General features: G+C 37.5%; 18 protein-coding genes. 9 read left to right on the forward strand and 9 right to left on the reverse strand.

Going from position 1 to position 17,160, the window contains the following annotated elements:
* Window positions 1-367 precede the first annotated feature (367 nt).
* Window positions 368-1,678, forward strand: coding sequence for a hypothetical protein (locus P20652_RS17000; protein ID WP_008165237.1), 1,311 nt, complete (start codon window positions 368-370; stop codon window positions 1,676-1,678).
* A gap of 251 nt (window positions 1,679-1,929) precedes the next feature.
* Here the strand turns inward: P20652_RS17000 and P20652_RS16995 are convergent, their stop codons facing one another.
* Window positions 1,930-2,733 (reverse strand): DUF2306 domain-containing protein, encoded by an 804-nt coding sequence (locus tag P20652_RS16995; RefSeq protein ID WP_158307892.1) that lies wholly within the window; start codon window positions 2,731-2,733, stop codon window positions 1,930-1,932.
* Between the two features lie 359 nt (window positions 2,734-3,092).
* On the opposite strand from P20652_RS16995, the gene P20652_RS16990 reads away from it, so the two are divergent.
* Entirely contained in the window at window positions 3,093-4,097 is a 1,005-nt protein-coding gene (locus P20652_RS16990) for an AraC family transcriptional regulator (protein ID WP_237707079.1), read from the forward strand.
* 408 nt (window positions 4,098-4,505) lie between these two features.
* Here the strand turns inward: P20652_RS16990 and P20652_RS16985 are convergent, their stop codons facing one another.
* From P20652_RS16985 to P20652_RS16965, 5 genes are all read right to left on the reverse strand, one after another.
* Window positions 4,506-4,814 carry a hypothetical protein gene (locus P20652_RS16985; protein WP_008165240.1) on the reverse strand — a complete coding sequence of 103 codons (309 nt, stop codon included), beginning with the start codon at window positions 4,812-4,814 and terminating at the stop codon, window positions 4,506-4,508.
* A gap of 157 nt (window positions 4,815-4,971) precedes the next feature.
* Window positions 4,972-5,187: a helix-turn-helix transcriptional regulator gene (locus tag P20652_RS16980; protein ID WP_008165241.1), complete on the reverse strand. Its 216-nt coding sequence runs from the start codon at window positions 5,185-5,187 to the stop codon at window positions 4,972-4,974.
* Window positions 5,187-5,744: a DUF2975 domain-containing protein gene (locus P20652_RS16975; protein WP_008165242.1), complete on the reverse strand. Its 558-nt coding sequence runs from the start codon at window positions 5,742-5,744 to the stop codon at window positions 5,187-5,189. Before P20652_RS16975 ends, P20652_RS16980 begins: the two co-directional genes overlap by 1 nt.
* A gap of 97 nt (window positions 5,745-5,841) precedes the next feature.
* Complete coding sequence (locus P20652_RS16970) at window positions 5,842-6,600, reverse strand: alpha/beta hydrolase (RefSeq protein WP_008165243.1); 759 nt, start codon at window positions 6,598-6,600, stop codon at window positions 5,842-5,844.
* 192 nt (window positions 6,601-6,792) lie between these two features.
* On the reverse strand, window positions 6,793-8,781 hold the full coding sequence (locus tag P20652_RS16965; RefSeq protein ID WP_033016842.1) for a methyl-accepting chemotaxis protein: 1,989 nt from the start codon (window positions 8,779-8,781) through the stop codon (window positions 6,793-6,795).
* Between the two features lie 434 nt (window positions 8,782-9,215).
* Here P20652_RS16965 and P20652_RS16960 point away from each other — a divergent pair, with 434 nt between their 5' ends.
* From P20652_RS16960 to P20652_RS16940, 5 genes are all read left to right on the forward strand, one after another.
* Complete coding sequence (locus tag P20652_RS16960; protein ID WP_139048190.1) at window positions 9,216-10,019, forward strand: alpha/beta hydrolase; 804 nt, start codon at window positions 9,216-9,218, stop codon at window positions 10,017-10,019.
* On the forward strand, window positions 10,016-11,251 hold the full coding sequence (gene kynU / locus P20652_RS16955; protein ID WP_008165246.1) for a kynureninase: 1,236 nt from the start codon (window positions 10,016-10,018) through the stop codon (window positions 11,249-11,251). The genes P20652_RS16960 and kynU overlap by 4 nt, the downstream gene beginning before the upstream one ends.
* A gap of 393 nt (window positions 11,252-11,644) precedes the next feature.
* On the forward strand, window positions 11,645-12,241 hold the full coding sequence (locus P20652_RS16950) for an ACP phosphodiesterase (RefSeq protein ID WP_008165247.1): 597 nt from the start codon (window positions 11,645-11,647) through the stop codon (window positions 12,239-12,241).
* Between the two features lie 104 nt (window positions 12,242-12,345).
* The gene (locus P20652_RS16945; RefSeq protein ID WP_033016844.1) at window positions 12,346-13,281 is read left to right on the forward strand and encodes a hypothetical protein; all 936 of its coding nucleotides are present in this window, start codon (window positions 12,346-12,348) and stop codon (window positions 13,279-13,281) included.
* A 37-nt stretch (window positions 13,282-13,318) separates the two neighbouring features.
* On the forward strand, window positions 13,319-13,660 hold the full coding sequence (locus P20652_RS16940) for a YajD family HNH nuclease (RefSeq protein WP_008165249.1): 342 nt from the start codon (window positions 13,319-13,321) through the stop codon (window positions 13,658-13,660).
* A gap of 66 nt (window positions 13,661-13,726) precedes the next feature.
* Here P20652_RS16940 and P20652_RS16935 read toward each other — a convergent pair whose 3' ends face one another.
* Together P20652_RS16935 and P20652_RS16930 are read right to left on the reverse strand one after the other, a co-directional pair.
* Window positions 13,727-14,161: a nuclear transport factor 2 family protein gene (locus P20652_RS16935; protein WP_008165250.1), complete on the reverse strand. Its 435-nt coding sequence runs from the start codon at window positions 14,159-14,161 to the stop codon at window positions 13,727-13,729.
* Between the two features lie 99 nt (window positions 14,162-14,260).
* A complete protein-coding gene (locus P20652_RS16930; protein ID WP_008165251.1) occupies window positions 14,261-14,731 on the reverse strand; it encodes a YHS domain-containing (seleno)protein in 471 nt (156 codons plus the stop codon).
* Between the two features lie 126 nt (window positions 14,732-14,857).
* On the opposite strand from P20652_RS16930, the gene P20652_RS21280 reads away from it, so the two are divergent.
* Together P20652_RS21280 and P20652_RS21285 are read left to right on the forward strand one after the other, a co-directional pair.
* Complete coding sequence (locus P20652_RS21280) at window positions 14,858-15,109, forward strand: cupin domain-containing protein (protein WP_008165252.1); 252 nt, start codon at window positions 14,858-14,860, stop codon at window positions 15,107-15,109.
* Window positions 15,109-15,666 carry an AraC family transcriptional regulator gene (locus P20652_RS21285; protein WP_008165253.1) on the forward strand — a complete coding sequence of 186 codons (558 nt, stop codon included), beginning with the start codon at window positions 15,109-15,111 and terminating at the stop codon, window positions 15,664-15,666. The genes P20652_RS21280 and P20652_RS21285 overlap by 1 nt, the downstream gene beginning before the upstream one ends.
* Window positions 15,667-15,704: 38 nt before the next feature.
* Here the strand turns inward: P20652_RS21285 and P20652_RS16925 are convergent, their stop codons facing one another.
* Window positions 15,705-16,976, reverse strand: a complete 1,272-nt coding sequence (locus P20652_RS16925; protein WP_008165254.1) for an alpha/beta hydrolase — start codon at window positions 16,974-16,976, stop codon at window positions 15,705-15,707.
* Window positions 16,977-17,160 lie beyond the last annotated feature (184 nt).

Consider the following 17,160-nt stretch of genomic DNA (forward strand, 5'->3'; position numbering starts at 1 on the left):
TGCAGGCTAAGTAAGTTAATAATTGCAGATGATAGGGTCAAATTACAGTTCGAAAAACTTCGAGATAGTTTGATGTATGAAGTCAAGATTTGACCCCAAGCCTTTCCAAGCCTCCTTTCTTTGTGGAGTGAAGAACTAAATGGGTGACCCCTAAGCCCGACCAAGGTTTGACCCCTAATCCCGACCGAACCCCAGCCTACTCAGGCCACGAACTAACTTTGCAGGTATGGCTATTTGTTGGCTTTATTTGCGAGGTGTATGTTTTATTTTTGTTTACAAACTATTACAATTTAGTTGCTAAATAACCTATTGTTGCTCTATTTAAGTGGAGATAATGAAACAGAATAAACTTAATGGACTAATAAAAATGAATAAATTTATACTTACCCCACTCGCTATTGCACTTTCTTTAACACTCAGCGCATGTGGTGGCTCTTCATCAGATGGGAATTCTGCAAGCTCATCAAATGGCGGCAGCACTACTCAGCTTCAAACTATTGCCTTGCAAACATTAACCCGTGAGTGCGGGGCTAATTCTGCGTACCAAACAGATGTTGTTTTTCATAATGACGATGGTGATGCTATAGGCTCTGTTAAAACCGACGCCCAAGGTAGTTTTTCAGGTGAATTACCTTCTGGTACAAAACATGTATCAGTATTAGGTGATGTGTTTGATGAAGAAGACGGTGGTTATAAGCAAATTTTCACTGAGCTTGATATTGAAAATAGAACTAATTTAGGCACATTTTATTTTAATGATTTTAGAGAGAATTGTGGATGTACAGAATATAGTGTTGATACAACAGCGCTAAGTGCGATTGCATCTGATTACACAATATACCAATCTCAAGGTGATGAGGTTTCAGGTTCTGTATACATTTGCCCAAGTGACAATAAGCTATATTTAACAGCGCTGTCTAGGTATTCAGTTGATGCAAAAGCAGCAGTTATTGATGTACCGGTAAACTCATCAGTTATTACGCTAACAGATGAAGACTTTATTCACGACGGTGTTGAAGTTCCTGTTCAATTAGATTTTAATGCTGATTATTCTAGTACTAGGAGTTATATTGAAGCTGAAAATACTTATCAGTTTGTTCAATATAGTTTTTCAGCAATATCAGACACTCTTTTCATATTCCCCACAGTAACTGAGCACAATTTTTATGTGCAGCTTGATTTTATGTCCGACTCGATGAACATAGATGGTGTTGAAGTTGATATCCAAAGTTATGCTCGAAGCGCAATAGAAACTGATGGTGATTATCAGCTGACAGAGCTTCCCACCGTTACTGAAGATTTAGGGTTTAGTTTACTTCAATTTACTGAAAACAATGATGCAAGCTTTGACTTTAGCAATGTAGATAACCGGTTTGCTCGAACAACATGGGGTTATAGTTTTTTAGTTGATGATGCTGCAGAAAGCCGGTTTGATTGGACAATAAGAGGTGGCATAAGCGGTCAAATTCCTGATTTATCTTTTGGTAGTATTTTTCCTGAGCCTACCGATGAAGTTATTTTAGAAGAGCTAACGTTATTACTTTATGGCTATGCTGGTAATGCAACCGATGCTAACAGTTATGCACAATTATTAGATACGATTTCTGAAGGCGGGCATTTAACTAAGCCTGAATTTAGTAATTACGTATATACATTCGTAGGTGCTGAGTTATATTAGTAGTCACGTTTGATTTTGTAGTATAAGGCCACATTTTTGGCCTTATACATTAAAATTAAAGGGGTCAAATTTTGCTTAATATATTAAGGGTCTAGATTCATGGTTTACTATTCATTGAGAGAATAACTATGTCTAGACCGCTACGAATAGAATACCAAAATATCTTTTTAAGTGATGACGATTTTAAGCATTTTTTATACTGTATTTGTCCATCTACTTCGGCCTTTCTTCTTTAATGATTATTGAGTATGTTAGCCAACTATCGCTGGGTACCAACTTGCAAGCACTACACCAAATAAGCCGACTAAAAATACGATGGATATCAACACCATTAAGCTTGCTGTGGTGATTGTAATGATTTTATTAGTTGTAGTTTCTGCATGCCTTACCAGCTCAGCAATAAGTAAAGGGATCACATAAGAGCAAATACTTACAGCTAGCACGGTTGGACCGGTAAATGTTGTAATATCAATCCCTAAAGTACCAAATGTTAAAAACCAGGCAAAAATTATCAGCCTAAAAAATAAAACGCCGTTTGCTGCAAGGTATAAACGTATTGCCCAAATTTTATGTTTAGTGATATTACGCTTTCTGGCCGCTTGTACAGCTAATATACTCGCTAAAAGAACCATGCAACCACCAAACATAATCAACGCATGCATCAAGGTGTTACCAACGGTTGCTCTGGCTATCATAAGATACATACCTGCTAAAGAGATGGTGCAAGCTAATATTACGAATACGCGGCCATTATAGCGGTGAAACTTAGCATACTTTGCTCTTATTGCGGGTATTAGCTGTAAGCTACCGCCAATTATCATCACGATGGCGAGTAAAACATGCAGCGCGTACATTGAATTACCAGTGGGATCGCTGGCCACATAGGCGGTGTTATTTAGACGACTCCAGCCAGATATTCCCTTAGTGAGCCCCGTAAGCCCGTAACCCAAGGCGAGGTAAATAACAAAGCAGATTTGTGCCATCAACAGGCACGTTAACCACATTTTTTTACTCATCTCAAGTAGCTTATTGGGCGTTTTTTTTATTGTTTGCATTAACATGTGCTTTTCCAAAAAATCTTTTCAATAGCCCAAATATAAAGACTTTCATGGTGATTGCTTCTCAAATTCGAAATTTGAGTAACGATATATTGATATTTTTTTGCAATTAGCTATTGCGGTATAGACACATTCACTAACAAAGTTTTTTTGCCAACATGCATGTTAATTTGTACCATGTAATTCAGGCCACGTTGTTGGTTAAAACATCATTTTAAGAGCACGCTATTATGCAAAATTATTCCCCTTATTATCTTCTTCTTTTTGTTTGTATGGGGTTAATGTTTTTAAATGCGCTGAAAAAAGATAAGCAGCTGGTTCATTATTTATTTGCGATATTTTGTGGCTCCCTTTGTATGGTGGCAGCACAAAAGCTCAGTGCGCAAAGTATTGGCGCGTATCAATATCTAATCGGGTTGTTCACTTGCGCAACATGTAATGTTTCATGGCTGATTGCAAGAACGTTATTTCGTGAGTATTCGCCAATTTCCCGCAGGCATGTGGCTTTTGCTGCAACCATTGCCGGCTTGATCATGTTTAATCAAACATGGCACTACTTAGTGAGCCTTGATCCTCAGCCTTTACCTACCAGTGATATAATGTGGCGCTTAAAGCAAGGGGTGAATGAGGTCACCATATTGCTTTCATCAAGTATTCTTGCGCTTTCTTTTTGGGAGGCGTTTAGAGGTTATAGTAAAAAAACACAGTCACAAAAAATGCAATCAGCGATCTTTGGGAGCGCTTGGGTTTTAGCTGTGTTTAATGCCAGCATTTTGCCAAAGTTAATATTTAGTGCGGCTGAAATTGAGCTTTACAATCCTATAATTATTACCTCATCTGCGCTTTTAATTGTATTAGCGATGCAAGCAGTCATCGCCCTTCAAGCAAGAGTGATAAATAACCAAGTACTTAAGCAAAAAGGTGATATTGGCACTATTAACAATGACACGAGTAATCTAAATGAAAACTGCAATCAAGATGTAGAGCCTGAATTGATAGTTGGCATTACAAAGCTTATCAATGAGCAGCAGCTTTACTTACAAGCCAACCTCAAAATTTCAGATTTTGCACAAGCGCTAATAGTACCTGAGTACAAAGTTAGCCGAGCAATCCGCTATCACTATAAAGTAGCTAATTTTAATTTATTTATTAACCAATACCGCGTTAAGTATGCAAAAAAGTTATTAATAAACGATCAGGCCAAAGAGTGGAGTATTTTAAGCATAGCACTTGAGAGTGGTTTTTCTTCTCTTGCGACTTTTAACCGCGTGTTTAAAAGTATTGTGGGTGACATTCCTAATGAATATCGAAAACAAAACGGTGACTACTATAATGAAGGTATACGGGAGCTTGTTGATTAGCCAGCTACGTTTAGTTATCTGTAAATAAAACCAAAGGGGTCAACCTTAACTTCATACATCAATGGTCTAGATTTATAGTTTACTATTCATTGATAGAATAATTATGTCTAGAGCGCTATGAATAGAATACGAAAATACCTTTTTGAATGATGACGATTTTAAGCATTTTTTATGCTGCATTGAGCAAGCAAGCCTTCGTTTTAATATTGAAGTGCATTCGTATTGCTCAATGATCAATTACTATCACCTGCTGATAAAAAACCAAGACGAATTTGACCTCTATGGGTTCTACTTTCGGTTCTAATAAAAATGAAAAGCCGTTGCAGCAATGCAACGGCTTTTTATTATGGTTTTCTATATTTTCGGCGACGAGAGCATAAGCCAAAATCTCTTTTTAAAACCGTCGCTTTAATCATCTGGCCCCTTTAAAGTAAACACTAAATGCTTGCGCATATCTTTTAAAATCACGCCTTTTTTGAGCATTGCGCCGCTTAAGCGCTTTTGCCACTTTAATAAATCAGGCTCTGCGGCCGCTAAGGCTTGCTCGTTTTCAAACTGAAAACATAGCAATAAAGAACTTGGAAATAAGTGATATTGCACATCAAACCAGCATTGCAACATACCAGGGAGCTCAGCGCGGCCTTGCTCTTCTAATTTTTCAGCTGTATTAAGTACAAGCGCTTGCTGTTTTATTTGCACTGCAGAAAGTTTTTTCATTAATAAAATCCAAGTTAGCGGCTAAAAAATGCAGCCGGAATGCGGGCATTATACGCAAGCTTGTAGGCAGGCAACAACCGTAGGTTGGATGATAGGCGTAGCCATGCCATCCGACATTTAATAAAAATAAGCCACTTAGTTTAATGGCTCAAAATATTTACTCTGTTTCTGAATCTACAAATCGTAAAATGTCGCCCGGTTGGCAGTTTAAATGTTTACAAATGGCATTTAAGGTTGTGAATCGAACGGCTTTTGCACGGCCAGATTTGAGTACCGATAGGTTTTGTGCCGTAATACCTATAGCCTCAGCAAGTTCATTCGATTTCATTTTGCGTTTAGCGAGCATAACGTCTAAATCAATAATAATAGGCATTAAATAACTAATTCTTGATCTTGTTGTAACTGGCAAGCTTGCTTCATAATCCATCCAATAACATAAATAATTAACCCAATTATTAATCCTATTATATCTGTATCATTAATTGAAACTATTCGCTTAAGTTCAGTGCTGTCAATAATATTAATAATACTCAAAATTAAAGCTGGATATAAGGCAACAATAAAAAACTGTAAAATTAAAACACCGCCTAGCCATGAAAAGCACTGACTGTTTTTTTTGCTAAAAATACTCCCTTGTCGGTATAAGTTAAATAAGCGTATTAAAATGATATTAATTAAGAGTAATAGCACAACCTGCATAAGTCCTAACCATTTAACTGGGCTGTAATTATTATCAGTAAGTTGCGTTGCGGCTTGTTGCCAAGAACCGCTCACTTCTAGGCCAATCGACATTTGTGCACCGCTAGCATTACTATAATTTAATAGCTCAGTATCATTAGCTAATGACATAGCAATGCTGATCAAGGTTGTTAATAAACCAATTACAAGCAAAGCTAATATAAAATTACTCATATAGGTGATTTTTTTCATTGAGGTACATTATTTTTAGTTATTTTAGATAATAGTACAGCATATTTTGACTTTAATTCAGTGCCTTTTAATGCATTACTGTGATGCTTGCCTTTAGCTATATATAATTGTTTTGTTTAGATATAGAGTGCTTATAAAGCTGCTTAGCTAACGAGCTTGGCGTTTGATCGTCATTTTCACCTGTCACTATTAATAGTGGTGAATAGTATTGCTTAACCATGGCTAAGTTATCTATTGTTTCTAGTTCTTTTGAGTAATTGATATTGATAAATGGTTTTGCGTACCAAGGAATACGAGCATCTATCATGTGTTTTACATTTGTAACACTTCCCTCTAAAACTAAACCATCTATAGCTCGTTGTGTTGCTACATAACCTGCGATCATGCTACCTAATGAGTGACCATGTAAAATGATGGGGAGGTTATTTGGTGTATTTAATTGTTTAGCAAAGTCATAAATGCTTAGTGCATCATGTTTCATATTATCAATATTAGGTTCACCTTCATTTTGACCATATCCCCGATGGTCAAACATTAAAATGTTAACTTGTAAGCTAAGTAACGCAGTAACAGGTTCTGCGCTATACCTACGTATAGTAAATTCATTCCCACCAAAATAAATTACAGTGGCTTTGGCGTTCTCAATACTAATATACGCGCCATGTAGCAATTGGCCGTCATCAGTTTTTATATCAACAGGGGTTATTTTTACTGAATCGTTAATTGTAGAGAGTGCTTTTAGCTCAATGTTTTTATTAGGTTTAATGAAGTGAGACTCTTTAACATCGATAGTTGTGCAGGCTGTTTGACTAAGAGTTAACATTATTAAAAGTGCACAAAGTAATAGCTGTTTCATATTTAAATCCATTAAATTAAAACATAAAGATGCCACTTTTGATATTGAAAAACAACATTTAATTATCGAATTTCGATAATTAAATGTTGTGGTTAATCGCTTTATTTAGCAATAATTCTATACAAGCATGATGTAAACTCAGAACTAAAGTGGTCCCTTTAACTATTAGCAGTACCACTACAACTTTAAACGTTACTGAAACTTAAAGTTTTTCATTGTATGTTTTAACGTTGTGGTATTAAGCCTCATTTCTTCAAATATTTCTTCCTGTTTTTTTGCAGCCTCAACTTCATGATTTGCGTATTCAAATACGCTCGCTGCATCTACTGCTATATTTGAAGCAACTGCTGATTGCTCTTCAGCAGCAGATGAAACATTCATGGCTAAATTTTCTAGCACTTTACTTTGCGCATGGACTTGCTCTGATACAGCCCTTGCTTGCTCAAATCGTTCTAGGGTAGCTTTGGATAATTTAGAACTGGTCACAATTGAGCTAACCACTTGCTCACTAATCGACTGTAGCTCACCAAGTAGACTCGAAATTTTCTCAGATGATTCTTTACTATTGCCTGCAAGGCTTCTTACTTCATCTGCTACAACGGCAAAGCCTCGGCCGTGCTCACCGGCTCTTGCAGCTTCAATGGCAGCGTTTAGTGCAAGTAAGTTGGTTTGTTCTGCAATGTTACTGATTGAGTCTAAAATGGAAGATATGCTAGCAACTTGCTGATCCATTTTGCTTACCACGTCTTCTACACCCGACATGCTCGCTGCAAGTTCACTAATTGAGATTTGACTGAGCTTATTATCTTCAATTAACAGACTGGCCTGCTTATTTAGCTCATCACTAGAGCTAAGTGTTGTAGAAGCCGAACCTGCTATTTCGCGACTCGTTGCAGCCATTTCTTCTATGGCGGTAGCAATATTGCTAGCCATAGCCAGAGTTTTATTTGAATCATCTAGCACTGTTTTTGTTGCATGGCTCATGTCGTCACTTAGTTTTGAGCCTGAATTTATTGAATGATCTAGCCCCAACAGCAGATCTTTAAAGGCGTAAATTGTATTGTGAATTGCGTTTGATATTTCGCCAAGTTCATCTTTACTTTCTAGCCTTATATCTATTGTTAAGTCGCCTTTTTCGGCTTTGAGCAATAAGGACGTTAATAGACTTAATTCTTTTTTAAGTGTGGTTAATAAGTAAAAGTTGAGGTATGTAATAGTTACCAGCGTAACTAAAAAGTATATTATGATCGCAGTCAACGTCATATCAGCAGCTTCTTTTAATTCAAAGCCATCTTTATTAACAGTATCCCATTGGTTATCTAATAACTTTTTAACTTGCGTTATTTGCTGTGTCGCGATAGGAAACCATACCGAGGCTGTTGGTAAAGCGGTGAAATCGGGTGAGTCTTTGCTAAGTAATGTGTTAGTTATTGCATTAATTTTGCGTGAGTCTGCACTTTGCAAAACACTATTAAAATCCGCTAATTGCTTACCCTGTAAGTTAGATGTTAAATACAGATTAAGTAAATCTATTTCTGAATTGTATAAAGCAATATTTTGCTGTGTAGACAGAGTTAACTGCTTTTTGGCCAAAGAGCCATTTATTTTTCCACGGTTTTGCCCTAAAAGCTCTTTATAGCGAGCAAGTAAAAAGGCGTTGCTAAGATCTTTAGACAATTCAGGGTGTGTAATTTGGCTGCTAAGGTTTTCCGCCACATCAAGCGCCATTTTATTAAGCTTACTATAAAATTTAAACGCATCTGGCGCAGCGTTGTTATCAACTTGTTTACGTAAAGCCGCTTTACCAGCGTCGTGATTGTAAAGAATGCTTAGGTTTTTAGATATCTTTGTCGAGTTTTCGTTTAATTGAGCACTTATAGTTTTTAAGTGTTGTATGGAAGCATCTGCTTTTTCGCGTTGTGCTAATACTTTGTTTTTTGCTGCATCTGTACCATTCCCTAAAAAACCTGCAGTTAGGCCGCGCTCAACAGCATGATTATGTGCGACCTTTTCTAATGCGTCTAGTAAACGAATTAGCGATATATCTTGTTGTAGAGTTTGCGACTCTTGCCATTTATTCGCGATGTTTTGTATTAATAGTATAAAAATAAAAACCATTAATATTATCGACGTGAGCAACGAGAGTTGAATGATGGATAGTCGTCCAAGTAAGCGATTCATAAGTACAGTCCTATTTTGTATTTACCTACGTGTTTTCGATTAAGTAATTGTTTAACTGATAAAATAGCCATTAACGATGTAATCAATGAAGCTTAGTGTAATTTTTGATAAATTCACTCTAATTAAATGATTAATTAAGATAACCAAAATAGGAACTCGGTTATGGTTTACTTATAAATGATAAATAAAAAGCGAGTTAATCTGCAGGCTCGCACTTCACCTCTGCTCACTTTACTACTGTGCGGGGGCGTGGTTAACTGCTCAATTCTGTCGGTTTTTATTTGTTCGCTGGTGACGCAATAGTTTTAAAGGCTCGTATATGTGGGTTTTTAATCAATATGAACAAAAATAGCGCTGGCTATTAATTTTATGTGAGATTTTAAAAGGATACTTTTGTGAAAAACGGTGTAATTTTATTTTTTAGTCTGTTGTTTATGACTGCCTGTGCGGTGCAAAAAGAGGGTCTGTTTCCAGAGGTAGATAGTAATGTTGCTTATTCCAAAGTTGCGTCGTTAGGGTATAAAAATGCTGATGAAAAAATTACTTACGGGAGTGATGAAGCACAGTACGCATTACTTTGGCGCGCTTCTCAAACAGATCAAAGCCAGCCAAAGCCTTTGGTTGTGTTGCTGCATGGGGGATGTTGGCTTAGTGCATACGACATTAAACACACTTTTGCGTTAAGCACAGGGTTGGCGCAAGCGGGTTTTAATGTATGGTCTGTGGAATATCGCCGAAGTGGTGAAAGCGGTGGCGGTTGGCCTGTTACATTTGGTGATATTAAAGCCGGTATTGCAGCTTCTAGCACATACAATAATGGCGAATTTAAGCTTAATAACGCTGTAGTTGTGGGGCATTCTGCTGGTGGGCACTTAGCATTACTTGCGGGTGGGCAAATGAGCGAGCTTAAAGGCGTAATTGGCCTTGCACCTATTACCGATATTAAAGCCTATGCATCAGGCACGAATAGCTGTCAAAAGGTCACAAAAGACTTTATGCAAGGCATGCCAAGCGATAAACCAGACGCGTATACGCAGGCAAACCCAAGTGAACAGCCGCTTCATGCGCAAAGTATTATTTTACAAGGTACTAAGGATTTAATTGTCCCAGCGTATAACTTGAAGCAGTTAAATCGCCCTGTTGTAATGTTAGAGGGTGTTGGCCATTTTGATTGGATACACCCAGGCTCTGCCGCTTTTAATGCACTAGTTAAAAATTTAAACGGAATCAATAAATGAATTTTAATGAAATAGTCGGGCTGGATAAAGCCGACCCACTTGCAAGCAAGCGCGATGAATTTGAGTTACCCGCACATACCATTTACTTGGACGGTAATTCGCTTGGCGCTTTACCAAAAGCAGTTAAATCAAGAGTGGCTGAGGTGGTTACTCAGCAATGGGGAAACGACTTAATTAAAAGCTGGAATGTTCACAATTGGATTGATTTACCGATCCATGTTGGAGAAAAAATAGCGCCTATTATTGGGGCTGCAAAAGGCCAGGTTATTTGTTGTGATTCGATTTCAATAAACCTGTTTAAGCTTTTAAGCAGCGCGCTTACGCTAAATACTGGCCGCAATGTGGTTTTATCAACACAAGATAATTTTCCGACTGATTTGTACATGGTACAAGGGTTAAGCGATTTATTAGGCACCGATTTATGCCAGCTAAAATTAGTTCAAGAGCAACATATTAAACAAAGTTTAACGGATGACGTAGCTGTACTGCTACTAACCCAAGTTAACTTTAGAACAGGGCAGCTACTGGATATGCAAACGCTTACCAAGCTTGCCCATGATAAAGGTATTTTAGTTATTTGGGACTTAGCCCACAGTGCCGGTGCGTTACCTGTTGAACTGGATAAATGTAATGTGGATTTTGCAGTAGGTTGTGGCTATAAATATTTAAATGGTGGGCCAGGGTCTCCTGCGTTTTTGTATGTTGCAAAGCGTCACCAAAGCGCGGTGAAACAGCCGCTGAGTGGTTGGATGGGTCATGCTAAACCGTTTGCATTTGATGCTAACTATCAGAGCCCTGAGAATATAAATCAGTATTTATGCGGTACGCCCAGTGTCCTTGCCATGAGCGCACTTGATGCAGCGCTTGATGTATGGCAAAACGTAAGTATAGCGCAGGTAAGAGACAAATCTATTGCCCTGGCTAATGTGTTTATAAGCCTTGTGCAATCGCAGTCATGTTTAGCTGATTTACGTTTGTGCTCCACAGAGAACTCAAGCCAAAGAGGCAGCCAGTTGGCATTTTCTCATGAGAGTGCCTTTGCTATTTGCCAAGCGTTAATTGAAAAAGGCGTTATTGCTGATTTTCGTGCACCCAATATATTACGCTTTGGTTTTACACCGCTTTACACTTCGTTTGAGGATATTTGGAATGCGGTTGGCATTTTGGTAGATGTAGTAAACACACGGTTATATACCGAGCCTCGTTTTAATTTAGCAGGGAAGGTGACCTAATTTATTATCACTATTGCCATTAAGTCATGACTTAATGGCAATAGCTGCTTGGTTAATCTGTATATTAATCAGTACCGCGTTAAATATACAAAAGCATTGCTGACAAACAGTCAGGCTAAAGAGTCGAATATTTTATGTATCGCCCTTAAAAGCGGCTTTTCTTCTCTTGCAACGTTTAATCGGGTGTTTAAAAAAATGTGGCTGACATTTCTAATGAATACCGAAAAAAAATAGCGACTGTCGTAGCTCAAATATGGCTGAATCTTTATAAAACAAACTATTTCCCCGTATTTTATGCGTTTATATTTATACTATTTAATATACTAAAAACTTAGCTTAATCCTCTAAAATTAGGCTACGATTTTCATTACACTTACCAAACATGAGAGTACGTTGAATTATTTAGCTCATCTTTATTTAGCACAGCCTACAGCTGATTCTCATTTTGGGAATTTGCTGGGGGATTTTGGTGTTAAAAGGCATGTAAAACACTTACCAAGCACGGTTAGAAATGGGCTCGATAATCATTATTTGGTCGATAAATTTACGGATTCTCACCGCGCAGTTAAACACGCCAAACAGTACTTTTCACCTGAGCGTAAACGCTTTGCGGGTGTGGCGATTGATGTGGTGTTTGATCATTTTTTAATTGTGCATTGGCAGCGCTTTAGCAAGCAACCTTTAAGTGATTTTAAGTGCACCAGCTATCAGTTATTAAATAACCGTATACCTGTTATGCCGCCGCGCATGCAGCATGTTGTAACAAGCATGACTAAAAATGATTGGTTTAAAGAGTACGAAACCGTAGATGGAATAGGGTTAGCACTTGATAATATTGCCAAGCGTATTCGCTTTACTAACACTTTTGCGGGCGCCGCTGATGATATAACGCGTAACTACGACGAATTAGAAGCCGTGTTTTTAGCATTCTTCCCGGAACTAATTAAGCATGTAAATGAGTTTAGTCTCGAAAGCACTCAAAAAAGTTAGATAAAGAACTTTATTTAAAGTTTTCATTAATTGTTAACCTTTTGTGATAATTTAATGTGAAAAACACGCTACTCTTAATGCAAATTAATTTTTGAGTGTTTTTAATGAATCGCAATTACTTGGTTATTGTGAGCTTTGCTGTTTTAGCGGCATTTCAATCTGGTGCTGTGTTGGCTTTTGACTTTGACTTAAAGTCGGTACGAACCACTATTTCAAACCCAAATACTAGCCACGCGTTAATATACAATGACCTTGCTGGGAGTAATCAAAAAACACTGTTTTCGTTAGAGCCCCTAAACAACCAACGTGTGGGTGTGTTTTTTGATATTAATGACATTGAAATAGGCTACTCAGCCGATATTTTTGAAGATGATGTTGAAACAAAAACACAGGATATACTGCTTTCGTATAGAAAATTTAAAAATTCTAAAATCACGTTTAACTATCAAACGCTTGAAGGGCTGCAAAGCACTGCTAGCAATTTAAACGGCAATCAGTCAGAACAATTTTTCTCGCAAAATACACGTTCAACTAAGTTTGAGCTATCTGGCCAACACAACTTTTATACCTTCAATAATAAAGAGTCTTTGTTTGAGCATTTTTTTCTTAATAGGCCAAAGCTAAGTAACAAATTTGATTTTTCGTTAAGTATTGTTGGCGCATGGTCTTTCAAGCATGTATCTCTTGAGAATAAAGATAATATTGTGTTTCAAGCTGATTTTTTAAATTCATCTGCACCACAGGTCACTAAGTTAATTTCTAATTCGTACGGGGCGAGTATTGGCTCGCTTTTATCATTTTCGTTACCGCATAATGTTCACGTATTTGCTGAATATAAAGTAGGTAAGGGAAATATTCGAAATACAGACCCTGGACTGGGGTTAAAAGATTCGGGCGGCGAAAAAGTAGCAGCATACGGCGGTGGAATTTCTTGGACTTCAGACAATAAAAAACTTATGGTTGTACTACGTGCATGGGAGCAAACAGGCCGGCATATAGATACTTCTTTTGGTGATTTGTCAGTAATTAAATTTTTTTAGTATTGATCACCTAAATAGTGAATTTACCAGGAATACTATGAGTAATAATAACGCAGTACCTCAGGCTTATGTGAAGCAAGAGGAAGGTTATAGAATAAAAGCCTTAAGATTATACCCTTGGGTATGCGGGCGTTGTGCTCGTGAGTTTGAGTACTCTAATTTACGTGAGTTAACGGTGCATCATGTTGATCACAACCACAGTAATAACCCAGAGGATGGCAGTAACTGGGAGTTATTGTGTATTTATTGCCACGACAATGAGCACAATAAATACCACGAGCATATTATGTATGGCGGGTCGACTACAGATCGTAAAGTGGAGGCTGCAACGCATTCTCCATTTGCTGATTTAAAAGCGATGTTAAATAAGTCAAAGTAATGTTTGAGCCAGTTAATGGTTAAATAAATAAACTAAAATTTATAACAGCGATTACTGGCTTAACAGTTATTGCAAAATGTAAGCTTTAGCGACTATTTTCCATTCATTATCTAGTTTAGCTAATGTTAGTGCATCGTAAAAGCGGTTAGTAGAGCGAAATAAAACAACAGCTAAACGATCGTCAACTATGTTCATACTAACAATTTCACCATCGAGGTTTCCACCCGCTGGGTTTTTATTTGATGCCCATTGGTTAAGCACACTGGTCATATCTTTATACGACTTAATAACTTCTTTACCGTTGTCGTTTTTTACTACACCCACCATTGTTGCGTGATCTGCTGCAAATGCGCGAAATAAACGTTCTTTACTTGCCTCCCCTTGGCCTTGAAAGTAATCGTCTACTGCGGCTTTTATTGCTACTTTGTCAGAGACTTTATCTGCAAGCGCACTGAACGATAAAAAGGTAACACTTATAATAACTAACAACGATTTCAACATAAAACTCTCTTTTACTAATTCTTAAACGCATTAAATTTGAGGTTGCTGGCGTAAGCTAAAACAACCTCATAATATTATATTTGAGCTAAGCCCTATTTATTAAAGCTCTTTTGCTGTTTTGTCTTTTATGTCAAACCAGTTTGAATCGGCTGAAGTAATAAAGCCTGGGACGTCTTTTAGCCATTGTTTTTGAACCGATTTATCAAGATTTAAATAAAGTTTGTTTTCAACAATTTTGAAAGCCTCAGGATCTACATCAAACTTTTTCTCCATTGATACACCAAACGCACAAAAGCCACCAAATTGTGGTGCGTATTTTTCTGGGTTAGCTCTAAATAGGTCGCGGTGCTTAGCTGAGCTAAACTTATAAATGGCGTTTTTATGGGTTGCAGTATATTCAGAACTGCCTGTTACCGCTTTGTTTTGGGTAAAGTAAGCAACAGTGTCGTAGCCACTAATTGCGATGTCGTTAACGTCGGCATTTGCGTCTATGTCTGCTGCAAAGCTTAATGAACTTGCAAGGACTGATGCTGCAAAAAAAGCTGATTTAGTGAGTGTCGAAAATTTCATGTGTATCTCCAAAGGGTAATTTAATTAGTGTGTTTGTTTAAAACTCAACTGTACTTTATCGTTATTGTTTGGTTAATATGCGTCTATTAGTCTACATTTTCATACCAATAATCCAAAGAGAGGTTTATGGACGTACTTTCGAGTGTGTTGAGTCATTTTTCACTTAATGCGAATGTGTTTTTTAGCGGCAATATGTGTGGTACGAGTGACTTTAGTGAGGATCAAGGTGTTGGGCATTTACATTTATTACGCTCTGGTACGTTAAAAGTGCGCAGTAATAGTGGCTTTGAAGTGGTTTTGTCTACGCCTTCGGTTATTTTTTTCCTCACTCTACAGGGCACTGTTTATTTTCGGATAAGGGTGACGGAGCTGATTTAGTGTGTGCACAAATTAGCTACCAAAGTGGAGGGCATAGCCCTTTATTACAGGCGCTGCCTTTTTGCTTAAATTACGAATTAACGGGTGATGGATTATTAGCACAGAGCGCTTTTTGGATTTTTGAAGAGGCATTTAAAGACGCCAGCGGTAAGCATTTAATTATAGATCGCTTATGCGATGTATTTTTAATTAGTGTGCTGCGTAAAGTACTAGAAGAAGGCGCAATTAAAAGCGGGATGATGGCAGGGCTTGCCCATCCTCAGTTGGCTAAGGTATTAATAAAAATACACCAAACCCCAGAGCAAAACTGGTCGCTTAGCGCTATGGCTGAGGAGTGTGGCATGTCGCGCTCTAAATTTGCCGATACCTTTAAACGTGTAATTGAGCAAACACCGGCTGATTATTTGGCTGATTGGCGTTTATCGGTTGCTAAAAAGCTTATTTTAAAAAATCAAAATATGGATTTAGTGGCTAATCAGGTTGGGTACGAAAATGGCTCTGCGCTTGCCCGCGTTTTTAGAAAAAAACAGGACAAGCGCCAAAAGAGTGGTTATTGAGTCAGCAGTAAGCTTTTATTTTTGTAAGCTTACTGCAATTAGTTTTCAATTAAATACTTTGAATCGAGCGACCAAAAGTTATTTTCGAGCTTTTGCAAAGGTCGTTTTTTAGAGCCTGGTGATGCTTTATATAATATCAAATTAATCAGATCAGAACTGACCGCAGGGTCACTATGAAAGTAGTCATGGCCAATTAGGCTGCCAGATTTAGGTACTTTAATGAGGCTTACATTACCCACAGAGGTAAATATATCCTGCTCGTTTATACTTACATCTTTTGTGTTTAACCTGCCAAAACTCAAGCTGTTTGTTAGCCACTGTGAAATACCCAATGCACTATCTTCTTGAGAGGTGTAAATGGTAATTTTTCCAAATGCAGCTCCAAATTGCTCTGCCATCAACCTTTGTTTAATAATACCAAAATCGAGATCAGGGGCTGCTAAAATTAAGTTTTCAATACGCAGGTCTTCGCGGGGATTTCCGCCACTGGCTCTGTTTTCAATTATAAGCTCTCTAAGTGTTGTGGTTACTACATCTGTGCCACGGCTATGCGCAATAATATGAATGTTTTCAATTTCAGGATTTTTAAAAAGTAGTCGCAAGGTTTCTTTTAAATGAAAAATAGTAAATTGACCAGACTCTTTATCTTCAAAATAGCCGGTTAATCCTGTGGCGGCGGCAGGCCAAGAGTAAACAATAGGTACGCCTTGTCGGTTCAAAAAATGCCAAATACCGGCAAGAGTAAATACCGATTCGTTAAAGGTATTATTAAAGCCATGCACAAACAAAATAACATCTTTATTATTACTGTTTTTTAAACGCTGATTAATGTTTTTGTTTAACTGGGTTTCGTGAAAAATCTTTCGCTCTAAAATGTCTTCGTCAATTTGGAGTTTGTCTCCTACGCGTCTAAATTTATAAGGCGATAAAGGAAAGCGACCTAATTCATCAGCTTTTTCCATTACGTAAGTTAAATTAGCGGAGCGATTTTTAAGATTACTTTGCTGTAATAGCTCACGCCATTGCAAAGATTTATCGCCAAAATTTACTTTTGCTACACCGTATGCAATTGATGGCGAGCGACTTGCGTTATACATAACACCTTCTTTTTCTGAAACTGCACGGTCTGTAACATAGAGTAATTCCATACTTGTAGTATGTAAGTTTTTAGGTACTTGGGCTTCTGAATAAGGCGCACTTACATATATATTGGGTGTAGGCATTAAAGCTGGGTTTGAAGTACAGGCAGATAGCAAAATAATGAGCAAAAGACCGAAAATAGAGGATTTACTGTGAGGGTGAAAAAGCATGCTTATTCCTTATTTCGGTTTGTAAATTATTTTAAAGAGGTTAAGTATAAAATTAGCATATAAAAAGTAACATATTTATTACCTTTCACACACTCTATACTAATTTTACAATTTATTGTTGCGTTAACGAGGATTTAAAATAAAAATACCCGAGCTTATAAGTAGAGAAAACTGCGGGCATTGT

The sequence above is a fragment of the Pseudoalteromonas sp. BSi20652 genome, assembly GCF_000239855.1.
Classification (GTDB): Bacteria; Pseudomonadota; Gammaproteobacteria; order Enterobacterales; family Alteromonadaceae; genus Pseudoalteromonas.